At 51.7% G+C, this 19,670-nt stretch carries 15 protein-coding genes; 12 read left to right on the top strand and 3 right to left on the bottom strand.

Features of this window, described 5'->3' with window-relative positions; genetic code table 11:
• Positions 1 to 32 precede the first annotated feature (32 nt).
• From M2400_RS10745 to M2400_RS10775, 7 genes are all read left to right on the top strand, one after another.
• A complete protein-coding gene (locus tag M2400_RS10745) occupies positions 33 to 287 on the top strand; it encodes an AlpA family transcriptional regulator (RefSeq protein WP_112196684.1) in 255 nt (84 codons plus the stop codon).
• Positions 284 to 589: a hypothetical protein gene (locus M2400_RS10750; RefSeq protein WP_112196685.1), complete on the top strand. Its 306-nt coding sequence runs from the start codon at positions 284 to 286 to the stop codon at positions 587 to 589. Before M2400_RS10745 ends, M2400_RS10750 begins: the two co-directional genes overlap by 4 nt.
• Before the next feature lie 530 nt (positions 590 to 1,119).
• On the top strand, positions 1,120 to 1,404 hold the full coding sequence (locus tag M2400_RS10755; protein ID WP_112196686.1) for a hypothetical protein: 285 nt from the start codon (positions 1,120 to 1,122) through the stop codon (positions 1,402 to 1,404).
• Positions 1,401 to 1,673: a DUF3077 domain-containing protein gene (locus M2400_RS10760; RefSeq protein ID WP_017478646.1), complete on the top strand. Its 273-nt coding sequence runs from the start codon at positions 1,401 to 1,403 to the stop codon at positions 1,671 to 1,673. Before M2400_RS10755 ends, M2400_RS10760 begins: the two co-directional genes overlap by 4 nt.
• Positions 1,670 to 4,558 carry a DUF927 domain-containing protein gene (locus tag M2400_RS10765; protein ID WP_259196291.1) on the top strand — a complete coding sequence of 963 codons (2,889 nt, stop codon included), beginning with the start codon at positions 1,670 to 1,672 and terminating at the stop codon, positions 4,556 to 4,558. Before M2400_RS10760 ends, M2400_RS10765 begins: the two co-directional genes overlap by 4 nt.
• Positions 4,559 to 4,656: 98 nt before the next feature.
• Positions 4,657 to 5,499, top strand: a complete 843-nt coding sequence (locus M2400_RS10770; protein ID WP_259196290.1) for a chromosome segregation protein SMC — start codon at positions 4,657 to 4,659, stop codon at positions 5,497 to 5,499.
• Between the two features lie 63 nt (positions 5,500 to 5,562).
• Positions 5,563 to 5,772, top strand: coding sequence for a hypothetical protein (locus M2400_RS10775; protein ID WP_259196289.1), 210 nt, complete (start codon positions 5,563 to 5,565; stop codon positions 5,770 to 5,772).
• A 356-nt stretch (positions 5,773 to 6,128) separates the two neighbouring features.
• Here the strand turns inward: M2400_RS10775 and M2400_RS10780 are convergent, their stop codons facing one another.
• On the bottom strand, positions 6,129 to 12,551 hold the full coding sequence (locus M2400_RS10780) for a hypothetical protein (RefSeq protein WP_259196288.1): 6,423 nt from the start codon (positions 12,549 to 12,551) through the stop codon (positions 6,129 to 6,131).
• 983 nt (positions 12,552 to 13,534) lie between these two features.
• Between M2400_RS10780 and M2400_RS10785 the strand changes: the two genes are divergently transcribed.
• The gene (locus tag M2400_RS10785) at positions 13,535 to 14,260 is read left to right on the top strand and encodes a DUF4145 domain-containing protein (protein WP_259196287.1); all 726 of its coding nucleotides are present in this window, start codon (positions 13,535 to 13,537) and stop codon (positions 14,258 to 14,260) included.
• Positions 14,261 to 14,537: 277 nt separating this feature from the next.
• Positions 14,538 to 14,867: a hypothetical protein gene (locus tag M2400_RS10790; protein ID WP_177114800.1), complete on the top strand. Its 330-nt coding sequence runs from the start codon at positions 14,538 to 14,540 to the stop codon at positions 14,865 to 14,867.
• Here the strand turns inward: M2400_RS10790 and M2400_RS10795 are convergent.
• Positions 14,864 to 15,499 (bottom strand): LysE family translocator, encoded by a 636-nt coding sequence (locus M2400_RS10795; RefSeq protein WP_259196284.1) that lies wholly within the window; start codon positions 15,497 to 15,499, stop codon positions 14,864 to 14,866. The genes M2400_RS10790 and M2400_RS10795 overlap by 4 nt on opposite strands.
• Positions 15,500 to 15,656: 157 nt before the next feature.
• Here M2400_RS10795 and M2400_RS10800 point away from each other — a divergent pair, with 157 nt between their 5' ends.
• On the top strand, positions 15,657 to 16,025 hold the full coding sequence (locus M2400_RS10800) for a PH domain-containing protein (RefSeq protein WP_003210321.1): 369 nt from the start codon (positions 15,657 to 15,659) through the stop codon (positions 16,023 to 16,025).
• Positions 16,026 to 16,129: 104 nt separating this feature from the next.
• Here the strand turns inward: M2400_RS10800 and M2400_RS10805 are convergent, their stop codons facing one another.
• Positions 16,130 to 17,884 (bottom strand): hypothetical protein, encoded by a 1,755-nt coding sequence (locus M2400_RS10805; protein WP_259196281.1) that lies wholly within the window; start codon positions 17,882 to 17,884, stop codon positions 16,130 to 16,132.
• Between the two features lie 256 nt (positions 17,885 to 18,140).
• Between M2400_RS10805 and M2400_RS10810 the strand changes: the two genes are divergently transcribed.
• A complete protein-coding gene (locus M2400_RS10810) occupies positions 18,141 to 19,304 on the top strand; it encodes a colicin E3/pyocin S6 family cytotoxin (protein WP_259196279.1) in 1,164 nt (387 codons plus the stop codon).
• Positions 19,301 to 19,588, top strand: a complete 288-nt coding sequence (locus M2400_RS10815; protein ID WP_310503527.1) for a colicin E3-like toxin immunity protein — start codon at positions 19,301 to 19,303, stop codon at positions 19,586 to 19,588. The genes M2400_RS10810 and M2400_RS10815 overlap by 4 nt, the downstream gene beginning before the upstream one ends.
• Positions 19,589 to 19,670: the final 82 nt, after the last annotated feature.

The raw sequence follows: 19,670 nt of genomic DNA on the forward strand, positions 1-19,670 counted from the left end.
CGTTGTCTCAATTAACAAAGGGTTAGCTCGCTATGACTACCGTATTAAAAGTAATTCCCTCGCATGATCCCTCCATGACCCTCATCCGCATGCCCGAGGTCATTTCAATCGTAGGGCTGGCACGCCCGACTATCTACAAGCTGATGCGTCAACCTGAAAGCGGATTCCCGTTGCCGGTAAAGCTGAGTAACAGCAATGCGCGAAGCGCTCCGGTTGCGTGGGTACTGGGGGAAGTTCAGGCATGGACACTGGCACGCATCGCAGCCCGCAATCAGGTGGCAGCATGAAAAGTCGTGTTGCCAACAGGGCCATCTTGCAGCCCTTTTCTGTACTCAGAAAAGTAGGTTTCTCATCACGCGGCATGCAGCGTTTTGAGCGCTACCGCACAGAGCAAAAACGCCTGAATCGAGACGTGATGGTGATGCGATGGGCCGATGGCATCTGGTGCGCATTGTCAGTTCCCTGCCAAGCCCCTCAAGCAATCATTGTCGACGAAGGCCAACAAATCGACGCCTACGAGGATGCACGGGCCTGCCTAGATAGCGACTTCTTGCCCTTTGTTTCCCTGAGCTGGGAAGTCCATGCCTGAAATGAAAACGCCCCCGGCGGCAACCGGAGGCGTTGAGGTAAATCTACATGCCTGAACAATTTATGTCGCCTCGAAAAAATCCGCAAGTCATCTGCACAGTTGCACTTTCAAAAAACGGGCGTTACTCTCTGACCGTCGCTGCAAATTCAGCGATCGGGTTTGGCGACCCGAGTACATGCAGGCGCACAGGCGCCCCCATACCGATTGCAGGCGCTTTTTTTGTGCCCGCATTCCTGCTTTATGGCGGCTGTGCGTGGGAGACCTTCGGGTCTGCCGGGGTCCTGTATGCCCGGTTCGCCAACCTGCGCACAGCTGCCACCCTAATTCGTTTGGCGACGATCAGTGGCAGCTCCTCACATACAGGAGCTTCACCAAATGCACGCACTCAATCCGTCCAAATTTCGCGCCGCCGCTCATCGAGCAATGGCTCTCGCCGCTTTACACGCCAACTCCAGCCTCGCTACACGCCTCTCCCGTTACAACTCCCATATGTCCAGGGCTCGCGCCCTGGAAGCCGCAGGGGGTGCCCAATGAGCATGCTCCCAGGCTTTGCACTCCCCGAAGATCTACTCTGCGTCAGCCAGGACGCCGAAGCTGGCCTGCCTATCGACGCCATCACCTGTGCCCTCGACCGTGCCAATTCAGTTCTCATGCTGCTGGAGGATCACTTAGACAGCGATAAACCCCAGCTCTCGAACCGCGTGCTGTCATCCGTAATTTGGGACGTGCGCGGCACCTTGGGTTTGATCAAAACACTCACCATGTACGGTGATGCCTCTTCTGTGCCGATGGGCCAGAAAGGCGGTGCGCTGTGACCCATTCCAGCACGCGTGGACGCTCCGAGTTCTCCCCTGCCAACGGTAACGGCCAAAACCTGTTTCGGGTGAACGCCGGTATCCCGCTGGAAGACGCACTTGAAGCCGTCTCTCAAATTCTGCACCACGCCAATCAACTGATCCTCGACGCCGCCATCAGCGATGCGGGCGAGCGTTTTAGTTGGCCTGCGTTCTACCTCGGCGAGATGGCCAAAGCGCTGATCGATGACGTGAACGAGGCGTTGCTTGAGTCGAGGACCGCCCCATGACTCAACGCACCGGCAACACCTCAAAACGTCCGAGCTTTGCCGACGTAAAAAGCGCAGCCTTGAAGAATATTGACCGCGTGCTTTCTCACTGGCTCCCAAATGGCAAACGCGTCGACGGCGGCAAGGAATACACCGCACCGAATCCCACGCGCACGGACAAACGTGCGGGCTCACTCAAGGTCAATTTGAGCAAAGGCACCTGGGCGGATTTTGCCACCGGCGATAAGGGCGGCGACCTGATCGACCTGGTGCGTTACATCGACGGCGGCACGGACGTTGAGGCCTGTAAAAAACTGGCAGATCTGCTCAGCGTTTCCGCAGGATCTGCAACCACCAAAAGCGCACCGGCCAAAAGCGCAACGCCGGAGTGGATCGCGATTCAACCGATCCCGGCCGAGGCCATGAACAAGTGTCCAACCAAACACCGGCAACACGGCGCTCCGTCGAAGGTGTGGATCTATCGCGATGTTCAGAGTCACCCGGTCATGGCGCTGTATCGCTTCGACCTGGGCCCCGATGAAGACGGCAAGCCGCGAAAAGTCTTTGCGCCGTTGACCTGGTGCAAACGCTCCGATGGGCAAGCCACACAATGGCGCTGGCAAGGCTTGCCAGAGCCTCGGCCACTGCTGCGCCTGGATGAGCTGGCACAGCGCGCCGATGCGCCCGTGGTGTTGTGTGAGGGTGAGAAAGCAGCTGATGCCGCTGCTGAGCTGATGCCGGACTACGTCGCCACGTGCTGGCCGAACGGCTCCAACTCTTGGCACAAGGCCGATTTGACGCCGCTCAAAGGGCGTAGCGTTGCGCTGTGGCCGGATAACGATGTCAGCGGCAAGACCTGCATGGACGCCATTGAGCTCAAGCTGATTGAGCTAGGCGCCGCCTCGGTACAACGAATCTCGCTCGACGTATTCAAGCTCAAGCCCAGCAGCAAAGGCGGCAAGCCGACACTCGTCAAAGGTGGAAAATGGGCAGACGGAGACGATGCAGCGGATGCATTAACCAAAGGCTGGACCGCAGGCCACGTCGCCGAGCTGGTACGCAACGGCGAGTTTTTCGGCAGTGTTGCTGAGTTCACCGAGCCTCAAGAACCAAAGACCAAGGCACCCGCCAAACGCCCTGCGAAATCGAAAAATGATCTGTTGCCGGGTGGCTTTCGGCTGACGCCTGAAGGGGTGTTTTATTCCGGCGATGATGGCGAGGCGCGTCCTGTGTGTTCGCCTCTCGAAATCATCGCCCGCACTCGCGACGACAAAGGCCACAACTGGGGTTTGTTGGTCGAGTTCGACGATCCGGACGGTGCCAAAAAGCGCTGGAACATTCCGGCCCGAACCATGACCGGCGACTTCGGCAAGGATGTACTCGGTCCACTGGTAGACATGGGCCTGCGCCTTGCCGGAAGCCGATCAGGACGCAATGCCCGCAACGATCTACAGAGCTACCTCGGTGGCTTCGACAGCGCCCAGCGCGCACGTCTGGTAACGCGCCTGGGTTGGCACGACAACGCATTCCTTCTACCCGAACAACAGATCGGCTCACACGCCGAGCACCTGCATTTTTATGAAGCCGGTGCCCAACTGCCACCGATCAGCGAGGCCGGCTCTCTGGAGCAATGGCAGCAGCAAATCGGCGCGCTGTGCGTTGGCAACCACCGCTTAGCGTTTGTCGTCTCTGTGGCCTTTGCAGGCCCACTGTTGAACATGCTTGGACATGAGTCGGGCGGCTTCCACCTCTACGGCGACAGCTCCGGCGGCAAGACCACTCACTTGCAAGTCGCAGCCTCGGTTTATGGTGGGCCTCGTCTGGTGCGCTCGTGGCGCTCCACGGATAACGCCCTGGAGTCCATCGCCGCCGCTCACTCAGACGGCCTACTGGTGCTCGATGAAATTGGCATGTGTGACCCACGCATTATTGGCGAGACGGTTTACATGCTCGGTAACGGCACCGGTAAGGCCCGGGCGAATGATCGAGGACAAGCGGGCCGACAGGTACAGGAGTGGCGCTTGCTGTTTCTCTCGACCGGCGAGAAGACGTTGGCGCAGCACATGGCGGATGCCAACAAGGAGCTGAAAGCCGGTATGGAGGTGCGCATGCTTGCCGTGCCTGCGGATGCCAGCAAAGGCCTCGGCATGTTCGATGTGCTGAATGGTTTTGAGGACGCTGCCGCCCTCTCCGATGCGCTCAAGGCCCGAGTAGCCAAATATTACGGCACGCCCCTCACCGCTTTCCTGCACGCACTGTGTGCGCCTGGGGAAATGCTCAGGTGGACAGTGATCGTGCGCCGCACGGTGGAACAGTTCATCACCCAAAACCTGCCCGCCTCGGCCAGTGGACAAGCCCAGCGCGCAGCCCTCCGCTTTGGCCTCGCAGCAGCGGCCGGAGAGTTGGCCACTGCTTTCGGCGTCACCGGCTGGCCTGACGGCACAGCCACGACCGGCGCACGTGTGTGTCTGCATGCGTGGCTGGCCGAGCGCGGGGGCGCCGGTAATTTCGAGGGTGATGCGATCTTGGCGCGATTGCATCAGGTCATCGAGCGGTTTGGGGAAAGCCGCTTCACCCGGTGGGAATCTGCCGCCGCCAAGATCGACGAGCATGGTCCACGCACGATTGATCGATTGGGCTTTCGCAAGACGATGGAACACGGCATGGGCGATGCCCTGCACACCACCAATACCTACTACGTGCTGCCTGAAGCCTGGAGGGCCGAAATCTTCAAGGGCATGAACATCAGCGCGGTCAACAAGGAGCTGCTGCAACGGGGCGTGCTTGAGCCGGGAAGTGACGGCAAGGCGTACAGCTTGATTCGCCTTCCCGGGTTAGGGCCTCAACGCTGCTACGTGGTGAAGACGGTTCCAGGAACGAATGAAGGTGAGGCCAAGGCCGCCTGACGGCATGCCTGCTGATAGAGGTAGCGCCGGCTCATTCCCGGCCTCGCCAGCCGTTCGACAACAATCCCTATCAACCGCAATACCCAGAGACAATACAGATGAACACTATCCAAGAACTGAAAGACCGCCGCGACCAACTGACACTCGAAGTGGAGAGCATTCGGCTTGACCTGGCTCCCTTCGAAGAGGCGCTGGAAAGCCCAGAGGTCATCCAGCAGGGCAGTCAACGGGCCGTGCAAGATGAAATCAACGATCACAAAAGGCGCATCGACTCGCGAAATCTGGAGATCAGAACACTGAACCAGAAGATTGATCGCCTTGAAACATTGGCAAACCGTGAGAGCCTGGCTGCCGGCTATCTCAGCGATATGGCGAACTGGAAAGCGGACGAGATGGAACTCAACGAAAAGCGCAGCAGCATCGAGACCCGGTTGCAGCAGGTCCGCCAAAGCGATCAGGAAGACATGGCAAAGGCTCGACAAGCTGAAACGGACGCAGCCACCGCTTATGCACAGGCTGTCGCCTGGGGCGATGTGGAGGGCGAGAAAGCGGCAAACGCCGAAGCTCAAAAGGCAGCAAAAAACCTCACGGCTGCGGTTGAGCATCATCGCCGTCAACAACTGCTCATCACCGCGCTGGAACAAGAGTTGATGACGATTGATCTGCACATCACGGAGGCACAAAAAGAACACGCCAAGATCGAGAACAAAGCGGCTCATCTGGCGAACACAGTGTTAGAAGAACAATGGAATGAGGCCGCGAAAACACTGCTGGAGACAGGCGGTAAGCTGTGGGCAGCACGCAACCTGATTAGTCGTGACCCGGTTGCACTGATGAAGCTGGATATCCCTGAACAGGGCGAGCACTTTGGAAGCTGGACCTGGCGAGAACTCTCAGATCGCTCTAGCCAACACAGCCTGATTGACCTATTGGCAGCCTAACCCAAACCTTCCCCGAAGCAACCGGCGAGGGTCGGCTGCTTCGGGCCAACCATAGGTCTAACCATGAATAAACCACCACAGAATAGTGCTCAGATGCCTGATTACCTGAAGGCCCGCAAGCTTCACTTGAGCCGAATAATTGCCGTCATAGCCGGCATGAAAAAGCTCAATGCAAGGGCAAACAAAGACACCAAAGTCGAGACGCTCACGATTGATGCAATCAAAGCAGAGCTCAATTTTATTGACCTCCAGCTCAAAAGAAAGAGCGGGTGATGGAGAAGCGGAAGCTTAAGCAGCTTCCGCTTCGCTAGATCCCGTACTTACAAAAATGGTTCACGCCTTTCGGTTAGTGGTCTATAGCGGGCCCTGGGCTTATGAGCACTTTCGGCCAAAGATGGTCGTTCACGCCAGCGAGCCGCGCCCGTTATCACTACAAATTACTGTGCTATTAAAAACATATAGTTAAGCCCTTATAGCAGTACGAGACTCAAAGTGCCAGTAATTCTAAACCACAACAACAACTAACTCCGAAAGCCCCGCGAACTTGGAAAAAGATTACCAACAGATAATCTTTTGACAATCGCCCCCTATATAACCGCTGACAAATTACACTATATGTTTCTAAAAATCTAAAAATCTACTCTAGATGCTTTCTTTGCAGACCACAACCTCATCGACCTATCATTCGACCTCAGACCAACAAGAACAGACCTGGCTCCGTTAGAGGGATTATAACTTCGTGAAGACTTATACTTATGAAGTGTCACGACAAAAATAAGTTTCCGATTTAGACTGAGCAATGTTTTATCAAGCCAATCATTTGAGGCCCATAAAATCTCACCATCCTCTTGGTGATGAGATTGTCGATGATCAGGATCAGGCACCCAACGGCCCCAAACCTGGCTTCTCAGCGCGAGGCTTCCATCTCCTACACGCCACTCTCCATTTAGTGGCTCATTCATCAACTCGAATTCTTTAGTAAGTTCTATTCCAAGACGTGGCCGCCTTCCTGGGCCCGTAGCAGCAATTTCCTCGCCTTGGTCAATACCTAGATTTTGAGAGTCGGGTGCCCACACAAATGGATCAAATTGATTCCCTCGTCGAGACCGAACATCATAATATCCGTCATCCCAAAACTGTGGCAGCCAAATGTCGTGATTGGCTTTCTTCGAGAAAGCGACGCATTGGGACGATGCGCCCTTTCGATCCGTAAGCGCGGATGTAATCGTTACAGATACTCCATCGGGCGATGACCAACGACCATACAATGGAAACATCTCTTCGCTAGAACTGAATACGAGACCTAATTTTCGCAACACCGCTTCTTGATCTAACAATATATCTTGTCGATTGACTTGATTACCTAACAATTCTTCCTTTGCTTGTTGGGGAACTGGATCCTTCCGATCAGACAACCATGAGCCATCGTCGAATGTTACATCGTAGCATCTGCGCCACCTTAGCCAAGGAGACTCTTCTTCAACCTCATAGCTACGGACCACTACTGGCAGCAACTTTGAAAAATTAGTAGCGACAGTTAACAGAGCATGCCTCTGAACATGCTCTCTAAAGAATTCGAATCTATCACTCTGACCTAAATCGTATCGCTCATTGCCGGAAAAATAACTCATTGAAGAAGCTTCCGGCCATAGACGTTTGATTTCCGCTGCAATAGCATCCTCAACAACTGCCTCAGCCACACCAAACAGTTGCGCAAGAGATCTGACCTCATGCTTTGTAAACTCATAATCAAAGCTAAAGTCTGATGTCGACTTTACAGCAACGGGGTAGCTATCGGAAACGATGATGCCGTGCCTAGGCTCATTTATCTCATTAATTAATTCATCTAAAAATGAATTTTGTATATCTGGGTCAATTATATGGGTTAAGCATCTAGCAATATGAAGCTTATTTACAACGTGCACATCGGATCGCTTTGCTAAATCCATTAGTTTGGGTTTGAGAAAACGTACCGACAGCCCATGTCGCAGGGTTACACGCGCTAACCCCATTAGCAGCCATTGCTGAGAATTTTGGAACGATAGATTTTTCTCAGCCGTTGCCATTGACGCAACTGATCTATAGTCGAAGCGATCAAGCAGTAGACTGAGTTCATGAGTCAGCCCAAGCTCATGAAGGCTATTTAAATGTCGGGCGACGTTCCAGCGCATGTAGCCATCGTCGTTACCTAAGAGGTGCCAAATGAGATCCGAAATGAGTTCTTCTTCGGAGCCAACAGTTGCTTGCTCGGAGCAAAATGCGCCCTCCCCAATTTCGTCGGCCATGCGAGCCGTAGGACCAGACAATAAATGTTCCAGCGCATCTAAAGCGGATTTCCCTGTCGTAACCTCGCATAGTGCAGTGGCCAGTTGCAACCAATGGTCCCCGTCGAGATCAACTCCGTCTGCTGTGATCTTACGAAGAACGAGTTGCATCACAAAACGCTTGTCTCCGCACAGACTGGAAATCTTGCGTAGGTCGCGGACAATATTAGGAAATTGATCTTCAAAAAGCTCAGTGCTCCTTGCTGTAAAAAGTCTTTCGACCAGCTTTTTTGCTTCCAAAACAAGATGCGTTGATGAGCTACTCCAAAAAGAAAAACTCTCGTTCAATATGTCTATTGACTGATCAAATCGAAGCTCAGCAGCATCACAAATTGCGAGCAAAAAATCCAAACGCTTAGAGTAAGGGCATGCTAAACGCAACTTAACTATAAAGCGCTGTTTAGCATCATAAGGGAGTTTCCCTTCGGTCAATATGGACTTGAGAGAGTTGTCAATTGCGATAGAGGAGGAAGGATCACATGCTGCAACGAGTGTTGTGATGAAATGCTCAATATAGTTTTCACTAGGCGCATTTATTTGAGCGTGTACAACGTTAGGTGAGGAGCTACTACGTTTATTGAACTCATCCTGCTTTCGCTTTGCATCCTTCCAGAGTTGATCGATCTCTTTCAACTCATCGCTTGTGATTGCATTTGGGTATTGCTTACCAGTCTCAAGCATGCTCTCCCAAAGCGAAGCCCATCCACCAAAAGAATTAACTTCGCGCAACTTATTGATAATCGTATGAAAAATCTTCCTCTGATCCGATAGTTTAGCTTTTTTTAGGAGATCCGCTACGCCTCTTCCAGTCTGCCAATCCCACCACCCATGATCCTCACAAATAGCGAGAATAAAAGCGGCTCGCCGCGGATCGAGATGCCCGGCCTGTGCAAGAAAACAAGCGAGCTGTGGTAGTCCATACGAAAAATCGGCAACATCTTGGTCGTGCCAACGTACCAACTTAGCGAGAGCCGGGAATCCTATAGTTTTTGCAGCAGCTTGTGCAAACAGCTTCCAACCAAACTTTTTAGGTTCATTATTGATGATAGGCTGGCATAAATTCATAAGCCGCTGAGCTAGTTCGGGCTTTAAAAACCCACCTTGCTGTTCACTCGCAAAGTTAAGTAGTGAATAGATTTGCTCATAACTCTCCCCACCTATCTGATCTAACTCTGACAAACCCTGTCGATAATAACCACGGGCTTCGTCAATGCTCATCGACACTATGGAAGCAGCGAGATCTACATATGTTTCTCCACGCCGCCCTATATCATCGTCCAGGCGTATTTGTGCTGCAATATACTGAGCAAACGCCCCTGCAAGATCATGGAGGGATGACCAATGAGCAATTTGACGCAATACACTGATTTTTTGCTCAATCCCAAATCCTGTTGTAGAGACCAAGCTGATTAGGCTCTTAACGTCTTCAACTGAAGGCTCGGACGAATGTAGCAACAATATACTCGCGCAGCCAAATCCCACTGCACGAACAAGTGCGTCAGCGGCCGTTTCAGATCGCAAGTTAATTCCCGACCTAGTTTTTTCATTCCATATAGCCAGGAAATCGGAAAAGGTACTACCTGATAGGCTTTTGTGCACGAAGATCGCGTTTTCGATCGGCGCGATCAACTCATACGCAAGGAATATACCTTGGCTAATGTCCTCACACTCACGATCATTGAATTTTGTTTTAAGCTTACGATCTCGACGATCACTAACTCCGTTGGCTGCTGGCTCACGAAGACCCTTCAAAAATCTCAGCAAATCTATTCGATTCGCAGCTGCCTTAGCATGCTTAGTTATCTTGACGTTTTGCGGCAGTAGATCATGGAATGCCAATCGCTTCCCGGAGGACCACGCACGAATACAGGATCGGAAAATAGAGGGCCAGATTTTAGAGTGGCCAAAACGCTCGCCGTACTCGTAACTTAACGGGCGAGAAATTGGTGCTGCATTTATGATAGTCCTTGCGCCGGTTCGGGAGCTGTAGAGCAATGCGGCAAAGGCGGCGTTGGTTTCATAAAAACTGGCTTCATCGCTATTCGAAAAACTTTCGGCCCGGTCGATTTTAGAATTTTCGGGAGCAGCAATTGATTTTATCAACCCTTTTACTTGCGACCTATTAAGCAAGCAAGGCCTCAAAAGAAATGACAGCTTCAGCGCTCGAGACTTGCAAACATCAGAAGCCGCAAATGAAGAAAATAAAGAGAATATTTTCGTATTATTTACTTGATCAAACAACTCCAACAACTGCAGAAGTTTTTCACTTGCATCCAGCGAGAAACGAGTATTCCAATTAGATAGATTACGGTCAATTTTAGCGAACTCTGCTTCAACGCTATGCTGAAATAATACCGCAACATAATCCTCCACATTTGGTGCTTCAAGGTCTCGGCTTGTCTCGTCGCGCCGCTGCCCCATATACCAATTAATCCAGCGGATCGTACTTTCACATTGTATCTGGGCTTCATCGGGGTTACCCGCAAATCGGTGCGCGATTGTCAATCGAGCATTTCTCGCACCACGCCAGCCTGAGCGATTTGCGAAAAGTCGGCGGTAGGAATCGAAGTCGCCAAGGATAATCGCAAGCGCTGGTGATTTAAGAATATAACCATCACCTCTCATGTTGGCAGTTTCAACTTGTCCAAGCCGCATGCTCAAGCCGAGCACTCGATCCAGGTCATCTTGCGCGACCGCCAGTCTGAAAGCTGCACGTAGTCTTGCGAGTGAAAGTCTTCGACGTCCGAATTCAGACTGTACAGCTGTTGGAAAGTTGGACGATTCAGCAAGGGCAAATGCTCTATCGCTGTCATTGATAACAACTAAAAAGTGCGGCAATGCTTCAGCCGCGTAGCTCGACGTGGATTGTGAAGAAAGGAGCCGATCAGCAATAACTGTTTGAGCTTTCGTTTGCTTAGAGTAAGTCTCCCGTACGAATGTTTCAGTAGGCTCGTCCCTAAAGATCGCTCCGTGCGAGGAAATCTCTAGCATCGGAACCAGATCAGAAGCGGCTGTATTTACTTGAGCCACAGACCATCCGAGCGCATCCGCTAGTTCTTCGAGGGGAATTGGCGGAGGGAGAAGTGATAGTGCGACGAAAAATTCCGTTATATCTGTATCACACCAACCTGCTATATGGAGATCAGAAACGATTTTCTTGCAGCGCTGAGCAATGATCTCAGGGACAGAAATTGGATCTGCCGTAACATCTGCGACTACGTTCTTATCCCACGTTTGCACGAGATAATCGAGAACTCGTGCGTTCCGCCCAGATCGCGCCAAAGCGGTAGATATTTCCACGCTGGTAGCATTTGGCTTACGAGCAGCTAGAAACTCTCGAGCCTCCAAATCATTGAAGGGTCCGAGCTCCACCTCATTTACTTGCGCTCGCCCAATGACAGAGTTCTTGCGATGAGTGCGTGCCGTGTACATCAACTTCACACTGTCGATCGGATCTTCATCTATTGCTGACAAAAGACGTGTCGGAAAAGACTCCTCGTGACGATATTCCGCCTCAAGTTGAGCATTGTCCGATGCGTCTATTATAATAAGCAGGCCAAGCTTTTTTGATTGAGTTCGGATTGCCAATGCCGCCTGTGCAAAACGTCTGCACGCCGCCTTAATAATTCTGCGACTATCATCGCCCCCCGGGAGCATTGGATCACATAGTGCTCGTGAAGCAAGTTCGTTGACGATTTGAACTAGCCCAATCTTAGGTAAGTGCCGCGCTTGATTTTCTGATCGATAGGCCCCGCCGCCGAAGCAATCAAAAATAACTATCTCATACTCTGTCGCCATCCTTTCAGCCAGGCTTTGGACAAAAACAGTTTTGCCCACCCCACCCTCTGCATGGGCGAAGATAGGTAAATCTGACGCCCTTATCAAATCACTTATTATCGTAAGCTCTGCTCTCTCTACAACTGCTCCAACGTCGATAAAACGAGACTCCGCTGGAAAAAGATCCTCTGGTTCGCAATCCATTGCATCCAGAACATCCTCACGTCGAATCAAATTCTTACCTTGACCAGTTGGTCCGGCCTTCTTTAAAACTAAATCCTGCAGGTCATAAAGTCGAAGCCGAGCTTCTGAATCTGAGCCTGGTGACCAGTCAGTAAGAGTTCTCTTAAGTAAGCTCTCTTGACCCGCAAGACTCTTTTCTCCTGCTCTAAAAACTATTCTAGAAAAAAGACGACTTACGTCAGACAAACCACGATCGGCGCACCATTGTCTGAGGTTCCTAGCCTGCGTGGACGCACCCGAGGACTTAGGTTTAGATCCGTCAATCAGAGAGCTGATTGCTTCCCATAGACTCTCCGTAAAATTTGAATTTGTCACGAAAACGAAGGATAGTTTTTTATCCACCTTAGTTACCGAAAACTCTTTTTCATAACCTAAGATCGTATCACTAAATTTCTCGATTGTTTTGCGAAGATAAATTGCTGTGACAGCTTCCGCTCGCAATTTGTATTTAAATTGAACCGTCTCCAGCCGATCACATGTCCTAAAATTATCTCCATTACCATAATATAGAACGAGATCAGCTACCTCTTCCGCTTTAGCTCCTGGGCTCGCGGTCTCCGTAGAGGAAATGCCTTCCACAGCGATCGCAAATAAGCAGTCATCGGGAAAGACTAGTTGGAGAGCTTTCCTCGCAGCCCAACGCTCATGAAAGGTGTGACCCGCGCGGGAAGCGCGGACTGAATCGACCTCTGTTGCGATCATCGACATTAGTGTTGTTTCGTCCTTTTCCCAACAGCATTGAGTTCTTTAATTTCCCAGCATCCAGGACCGATCTTGGCGTCAGCTTGAAGCAATACGGCTTGGTGCTCTGACTATTTTTGGCCATTCAACACTGATATAGGGGGCGCTTCAATCACTAAGATTTACCAGATCCACTCTCAACTGCAAGGCCAGGCAAGGTCGGATCGCATCCGTTCCCTGATCCCCCCTCGTCGTGTAGACAAATTTAGACGTCAGCTTTTCGCGAGGGCCAAGACTAATCGACTGCTTCTCGTCGTCAGCTGACCGTCTAAGCGCGAGCTCTGGTCAGATGACAGTCTTTTTAGTCATCGTAAAAGCTGCTGCCAAAGCAGTTATTGATGTAACACCTATTTGTCATGTAACACGTCTATCGGCAAACAACGAATCAATGTGTAACAATGAATAAAGCCTTTAAAATCATATAGTTAAATATTGACGTAACGCGTGTAACACCCGTAACACAGTTTTAAATGGATACCCCCGAACCCCATTGGTGAATAGTCCACCAGCGAGGGACAGATCGATAAAGCTTCTGGCTTCGGTGAGGTAGCGGGACACTGAGCATTTCGGATAGACACGAGGCATAGAACCCGCCGGATCTCGTTAGTGGCTGGGCTCCCCGAAGTTAGTTGACCGGGCCAATCCTTCTCTATCCTGAACGAAACCCATAACCGTTACAGATCCGGTAAGGATGCCCTTTTCTCTTCAAGATCCTTTCAATTTCAACGTTGAAATTTCAGTAAGCTGGTGCGGCTGCCGCTACCAGGATCCCGCGGGTTTCATGCCCCGTATGCTTCGGAGTACCGCAGGGTCCCCAGCAAGTTTTAGCCAGGGGTACGTGCTACTCGCGGGTTGTTCCACAGGATCCATGTTGACACTACACCTAGCGCTAGGCCCGAAAAGTAGTGTATCCAGTGAGCTTGACCAATAAACGGATGATGAGGGCACCGATGACCAAGCGTGAACGGATTCGCAAGGAGCTCTTAGAGCTGGCCTCAGAAGGTTACGAGCTCGCATCCAAATTCAACAAAGATAAGGAGGTAGATTTTCGAGACGATTACCAGGTGTGGTATTCGAAAGCTGTAAAGGCTGTAGCGACGCTTGCACCCGACCGGTATGCAGAATTCAAGGGCTACTACGAAATCGACCCGAAAAGAAAAAGTCTCGGATATGGCACATACGTAATACAAGATTTTATGAAGGGGGTTTCCCCTGCGTCTTGGGATACGAACGACTCAAAAGTCCGGGTGGTTACCTGCTTCGTAAATCAGCTTACGATTCTCACCTCCCTAAAAGCGCGCATTGACTCAGTAATTTCCAATATAGAAAGTGAACTCTACGCTGAGTTGCAAGACGGCGAGCTAGTAATCGCCGCACAGCTAGCGAAGATCAGCCCACGAGCTGCAGGTGCGCTGATGGGAGTTGTGATTGAGGGGCACCTCCAGAAAGTCGCAGATGCTCACTCAATCAAAATTGCCAAAAAGCATCCCACCATCGCAGACTTGAACGAACCACTAAAAGCTGCTGGCGTGATTGACGTTGCCGTATGGAGAAAAATTTCATTCTTGGCAGATCTCCGTAATCTTTGCTCTCACAAAAAGGATGTCGAACCGACAAAGGAGCAGGCTGAAGAGCTGATACAGGGTGCTGAGTGGCTGACAAAAAATATCTTTTAGAGCCCGTCAATACCCCTCTAAAGCCGTTGCGCCAGGAGTATCGGATCAGAATTTAATGAATACGTCGGTTATTTGATCAGCTATAGCAGATGCCGACGTGTATCCCTACCTGTATCCCTATACGATACAATAACGCTACACACCGCGAATTACATGGTTCTTTATGGTCTCCCTCGGGCACCATCTTAAAAAAAGACCTTGAAATTCAAGGTCTTTTTTTTCGCCTGCAGGAAAGTGATGATCAGCGGGCGAACTCGAGAAAAGAGGAACCTTGGCCATGGAACTGACGCTGGAAGCTGTAGCGCTTTTTGCTCTCAAGTTGGTGTATGAGACAGAAGGCGCGAGCCCGATTCTGCGGGACGACCTGGTCATGGACGGCTATGAGCGGGAAGTGTTTGGCTTGCTGGTGCGCAATGGCGATATCAATGCCATCCAACAGAAGATCGACGAGTGCCTGGCGTTGGCCCTCGAAGCCCTGGGCGGTGCAAACACCGTGATGGGCCGCGAGCTGCAACGGCTTGCGGCGGATGTGCGCCAAGCGACGACACTGGAAGCACTCAATGCCCCGCTCAACGCGCTCAAGGATTACCTGAAAGCGATCCTTTAACGCCGCCCTTCCACCGCCATACGCACGGCCAGGCCCATCAACACCGAGCCCATCAACCAGCGCTGTACGGTTTGCCAGACCGGTTTACGGATAAAAAATCCCGCGATCGAGCCCGCCATAAGAGCGATCAGCCCGTTGACGCTCACACTGATCATGATCTGCGTAAAGCCCAGCACCAGGGATTGCGAGAGCACACTGGCGTGGCCGTTAGGGTCGATAAACTGCGGCAACAACGACAAATACATCACCGCCACTTTGGGATTCAGCAGGTTGGTGACAAAGCCCATCATGAACAGCTTGCGCGGGCTATCCTTCGGCAAATCCCGCACTTGAAACGGCGAGCGACCACCCGGCTTGACCGCCTGCCAGGCGAGGTACATCAGGTACAACGCCCCGCCGAGCCGCAGCGCGTCATAAGCGTAAGGAACCGCCATCACCAACGCCGTGATGCCCAATGCCGCGCAGAACATATAGACGACAAAACCCATCGCAACGCCGCCCAGGGATATCAGCCCGGCCACTCGGCCCTGGCAGATCGACCGCGAAATGAGGTAAATCATGTTCGGGCCGGGCGTCAGCACCATACCAAGAGAGATCAGGCCGTAGGCAAGCAGGCTGGACAGTTCGGGCATGGTGTGGCTCCTTGACGAGGTAAAACTTTGTAATGGCCGGCGGGTTGTTGGCGCCATGGTAGGGCGATAAAAGGAACGCCGTTAGATACAGATCTGCGAGCAAAACGTCATACACAGGCACCAGCGTTTACCGCACCACCCACCCAAGGAAAGGCACATGATCGACTTCAACAACAAAGGCTTCTTCAAGCTCAAGCAAAACAACGAATACGCCGAACGCGTATCGTCGTTGCTGCTGGATGATGAGCAGGTCATCGATTCCTACAAGGCCATGCGCGATGGCGTGGTGTTCACCACCAAGCGCATCATCGCCGTGAACGTGCAAGGAATTACCGGCAGCAAGAAAGACTTCACGTCCCTGCCGTACAAAAACATCGTCGCGTATTCGGTGGAAACGTCCGGGACGTTTGATCTGGACTCGGAGCTGGAGATTTACTTTTCGGCGGTGGGGAAAGTGAAGTTCGAGTTCACGGGGAAGACGTCGATTGTGGAGATATCGAGGGTGATTTCCAGGCATGTACTCTGAACCAATGCCCCGCTCAGGACTACCTAAAAAAAATTAATGAAGGAGCCAGCCTTAATCTTGATTGGGCGTAAACAATAACGCCCACTCAGGCCGCCCCCTGGATGTCACAACAGTTTGCAGATCACGTCCAGTTCATCAAAAACAAAGCGCGTATTAGCCCTGCAATAGACATCATAGTGCTCGGTCATCTGCGTTCCACTCTGCGACTGGTTGAAGTAAGCATCTACCATCTCCTGAGGCCGATGCATCCGTGGCTTGCTCAACACTCGTTCTTCGGTAATGTGTTGATCTTTTCGAACCTGCACCCGCCCGTCACGTAGAATGTTCCGAAGCAGATTCCATTCATAAAAGAAGATACCATCCAGCTCATAAAAGTTCAGGAACGGGATATTGTGCAACAACACGAAGTGACTATTACCCGCATGAGCACCGGCCAGGCCATGCTGGCTCAGTTTCTGGCGAATACTCTCATCGCAGATATTATCCCTGAGCACGGCCAGCTGCCTTACAAAGCCGGTACGAAAATTAGCATTTAGAAATAGCTGGCACTGCTCCGAAAGATAGGTTGGAATTTCCGACAACTGATATTTAACTTGAATAAAGTAATAAATATCCTCCTCGACATCCCGAACTATCAAATCAATATCATAACCCTTGATTTTCGCATTATTGCCGGGCTTGAACTCCCCAAATACTTCCAGGCGCGGATCGTTGAGTTTTCTTATGTAATTTAAAACGTAGTCTTTTTCGAAGCCGGCTCCGAGCAACTGACCAAAGTCCGCCTCTTTGCCGTTGACGGTTGCCGTACCCAGCAAATATCTGACGAACTTTCTCAACCCGTACTTAAAGTTTAGTGCTCCCCGCACATACATGCCGCCCTTGTATTCTATGAAACTGCTGGCGGAGTCCAACGTTGGTGCGCGTCCGGCCAAGGCACTGTTGATCATATCCACCGTGGCAGGACTGACAATAGTCCTAAGGTAAGCTTCCTCGGTTGTACGTTCACCCAACATTACACGCAGCTCCAGGTGAACAGCAAAATCGACTATTTCTCGCAAGTAATGATACTTGGGATGCCGGGTCATGGCCGCGGACAAGTATTCCGAATGTATAGAGAGGCATTTATCAAGAGTCTGATTTACCAAAAGCCCACGCAAATCCGGATTCAAACGGCCATGTTTCTGCAACAGTTCCGCCATATCATATAGTGTGCGTGTATCACTTATTTTAGAATTAGCCTCAGTGACCTCTGCCAACCAATACCCCTTGATCCGTCGCTGCAGTTTCGCGGTAGGCACAATGTGAAGAGTGCTCCCAACCAACCTGGCTGTCAGAAGTCCATGACCAATAAGAAAATAGATTTCACTGAGGTAATAACACAACCACAAGTTGGCATTTTTCAAGATGGATAAGTTATGGACGGCCCGCAGCTGCAGGTTTTCGGCAATCCTGTTGCACGTATATTCAAGCGCCGCCCATGTGTAAGCTTTACTAAAGTCAGCGTACGTATCACTTCCCGGCGCTGATGACACACCATGACCTGCAGGCGCTACCTCAATCCTGAAATAGCGGCTCAGTTGATCTGTGAACCGGTGCACCGTATTAGGGTTGAGCGGTGTGTTGTCTTCGAATAGATACTGCGGCAGCGATTGTCGGGCCTGTTCCAGGTGTGCCTGAAGTTTCTCCCAGAGTATTGACTGAACCTGTTCGGGGCAAATCAACCGACGCAGTGCGGGTATTTTGTAGAGCATTCGGCTGCGCCAATTGAGGCGTTTGCCAGCTGGAGGGAGGGCCGTCGTGTTCGCCATAGGGTTATGCAAAAAGGCGAGTAGTTGCGGGTCTACATCTTCATAAATCATCAACTGACGTCCTGTCTAATTTCCACGGAGGGCCGGCACTCGCCTCATCCCTAATCGTTTATGGGGCACGACCGTAGCATATCGACACACCGGTTTTTCGACGCCTGAACGCGAACTGGAAGCTTCCTACACTTGATTAGGAGGTGAGCACCCATTCAGAAAGTGAGTTTTCCTACGCACACCATCGAACAACGAGAATTTCAGGTTCCTCTCAGCTCTCATAGGCTCGCTTCCTTGCACAGGGAAGTGAGTCGTCATGACAGAGCGCGCGTATCCGATTACCGAAGAAGAACAGTTGAAGCGGCGAATTCTGACGCCGCAGCCTAAGCAGATTCCGTATTCACCGTTCATTGATTTGTATAAATCGCCTCCTGCGCCATCGCCTGAACCTACAAGGATTCCAGGCCATGTGTTCGCCAAGTCCTGCCAACTACCCGACGGGATCATCAGCTACAACAACCCCACCGGTTATGTGCCGCTTGAGCAGATCAAGGACTACGGCCACTTCACGCTGCTAGGCGGGCGCGAGGTGGATAGCCACGGCGGTGTGTCCCTCAGAAAAATCAGTGGTAGTGCCCTACCCGTGGGGCTTGGCCAACTTGTGCTGCGTACAGCGGTATTGGAGTCCGCGGCTACGGCGGTCGGTGCCGCAGCCGGGAGTTTGCTTGCAGGGCTGGTGGCGCTGGCCTGGCCGTCGGAGCTTGGCGACAGTGCGCTCTATAGCGAAGAGCAGCTTCGTCACCTGCAAAAAGCCCGCTCGCGGATGCGCTTGCATATCGAGCAACGCGCCGATGGGACGCTGAAGGGATATGGGTTTTACACGGGTAAAAATACCGACTGGCAGATGATCGATGTGGTGCAGTTTCAGAGTCGTGACAGCCAGTTTGTGGCGGATCTTGGCGAGGGAATGGAGCTGATTTGGACGCCGGCCATTGATCCTGGCGACACCCTTGGCATTCCGGCATTAGAGGCTGCACCGCAAGCGCCAGTGATGTGGATTTATCCGCCGACGGAGGCGGCCAAACAGATTCTGGTGAACCCGATTTATCCGCCGGAATACCGGGATTTTATTCTGGTGTTCCCGGTGGAGTCGGGGGTTCGGCCGCTGTATGTGGTGGTTAACGAGCCACGAAAGGGGCTGAAAAATCCGGACCATGATTATTTCCCGGCCCCTAGAACCGAAGACATAACTGGTTTCCCAGGTTTGATAGAGCAAAAGAGAAAGACCCCACGCCAGGGTGGCGGTGGCTTACGTGAGCGTTGGAAGGACGCTAAAGGAAGGAGGCTTTATGAATGGGACTCCAAAAAGGGCGAATTGGAAGCGTATCGCTACAGCGACGTCAGTCACCTAGGCTCATTTGACCCCTATACCGGCGAGCAGCGCGGCCCAGCAAAAGATGAAAGGCGTATAGAAAAATGAATGGGGAATTGATTGTGGCTATGAAAATCCGACTGGAATGGTTCAACAAACTTACGGCGAATCTGGAGGGCGATGAATACTCGGAAAACTTTGAACATGATGACATCATTCTTGAGTCATTCGGACTGGAGGAAGAACCGCAAATTTACGCAGGAGGATTCGACGTTCTACCTGCTTGGATAGCGATCCTTCAGCCCTATTTTCAGCACGTGATTGATCCTCGCCTATTCGACTACCAGATATCGTTTCGCTACCAAGGCAGTTGGCCCCCTCCTCCCAAGTAACCAAACCTTTACGCCATGAAGCATATGGTTCTTGTAGGTCTATGGCGACGGTGACGTTGTTCACCTCGGCGCCTTTGGTCCA

Origin of the sequence: Pseudomonas sp. BIGb0558 (assembly GCF_024807515.1) — a bacterium.
Classification (GTDB): domain Bacteria; phylum Pseudomonadota; class Gammaproteobacteria; order Pseudomonadales; family Pseudomonadaceae; genus Aquipseudomonas; species Aquipseudomonas yamanorum_A.

Excerpts from the sequence above, each read along its gene's own strand:
- M2400_RS10765 (WP_259196291.1), top strand. The coding sequence starts at position 1,670 with ATGACTCAACGCACCGGCAACACCTCAAAACGTCCGAGCTTTGCCGAC.
- M2400_RS10810 (WP_259196279.1), top strand. The coding sequence starts at position 18,141 with ATGACAGAGCGCGCGTATCCGATTACCGAAGAAGAACAGTTGAAGCGG.
- M2400_RS10800 (WP_003210321.1), top strand. The coding sequence starts at position 15,657 with ATGATCGACTTCAACAACAAAGGCTTCTTCAAGCTCAAGCAAAACAAC.
- M2400_RS10790 (WP_177114800.1), top strand. The coding sequence starts at position 14,538 with ATGGAACTGACGCTGGAAGCTGTAGCGCTTTTTGCTCTCAAGTTGGTG.
- M2400_RS10755 (WP_112196686.1), top strand. The coding sequence starts at position 1,120 with ATGAGCATGCTCCCAGGCTTTGCACTCCCCGAAGATCTACTCTGCGTC.
- M2400_RS10785 (WP_259196287.1), top strand. The coding sequence starts at position 13,535 with ATGACCAAGCGTGAACGGATTCGCAAGGAGCTCTTAGAGCTGGCCTCA.
- M2400_RS10780 (WP_259196288.1), bottom strand. The coding sequence starts at position 12,551 with ATGTCGATGATCGCAACAGAGGTCGATTCAGTCCGCGCTTCCCGCGCG.
- M2400_RS10795 (WP_259196284.1), bottom strand. The coding sequence starts at position 15,499 with ATGCCCGAACTGTCCAGCCTGCTTGCCTACGGCCTGATCTCTCTTGGT.
- M2400_RS10805 (WP_259196281.1), bottom strand. The coding sequence starts at position 17,884 with ATGATTTATGAAGATGTAGACCCGCAACTACTCGCCTTTTTGCATAAC.
- M2400_RS10775 (WP_259196289.1), top strand. The coding sequence starts at position 5,563 with ATGAATAAACCACCACAGAATAGTGCTCAGATGCCTGATTACCTGAAG.
- M2400_RS10745 (WP_112196684.1), top strand. The coding sequence starts at position 33 with ATGACTACCGTATTAAAAGTAATTCCCTCGCATGATCCCTCCATGACC.
- M2400_RS10815 (WP_310503527.1), top strand. The coding sequence starts at position 19,301 with ATGAATGGGGAATTGATTGTGGCTATGAAAATCCGACTGGAATGGTTC.
- M2400_RS10750 (WP_112196685.1), top strand. The coding sequence starts at position 284 with ATGAAAAGTCGTGTTGCCAACAGGGCCATCTTGCAGCCCTTTTCTGTA.
- M2400_RS10770 (WP_259196290.1), top strand. The coding sequence starts at position 4,657 with ATGAACACTATCCAAGAACTGAAAGACCGCCGCGACCAACTGACACTC.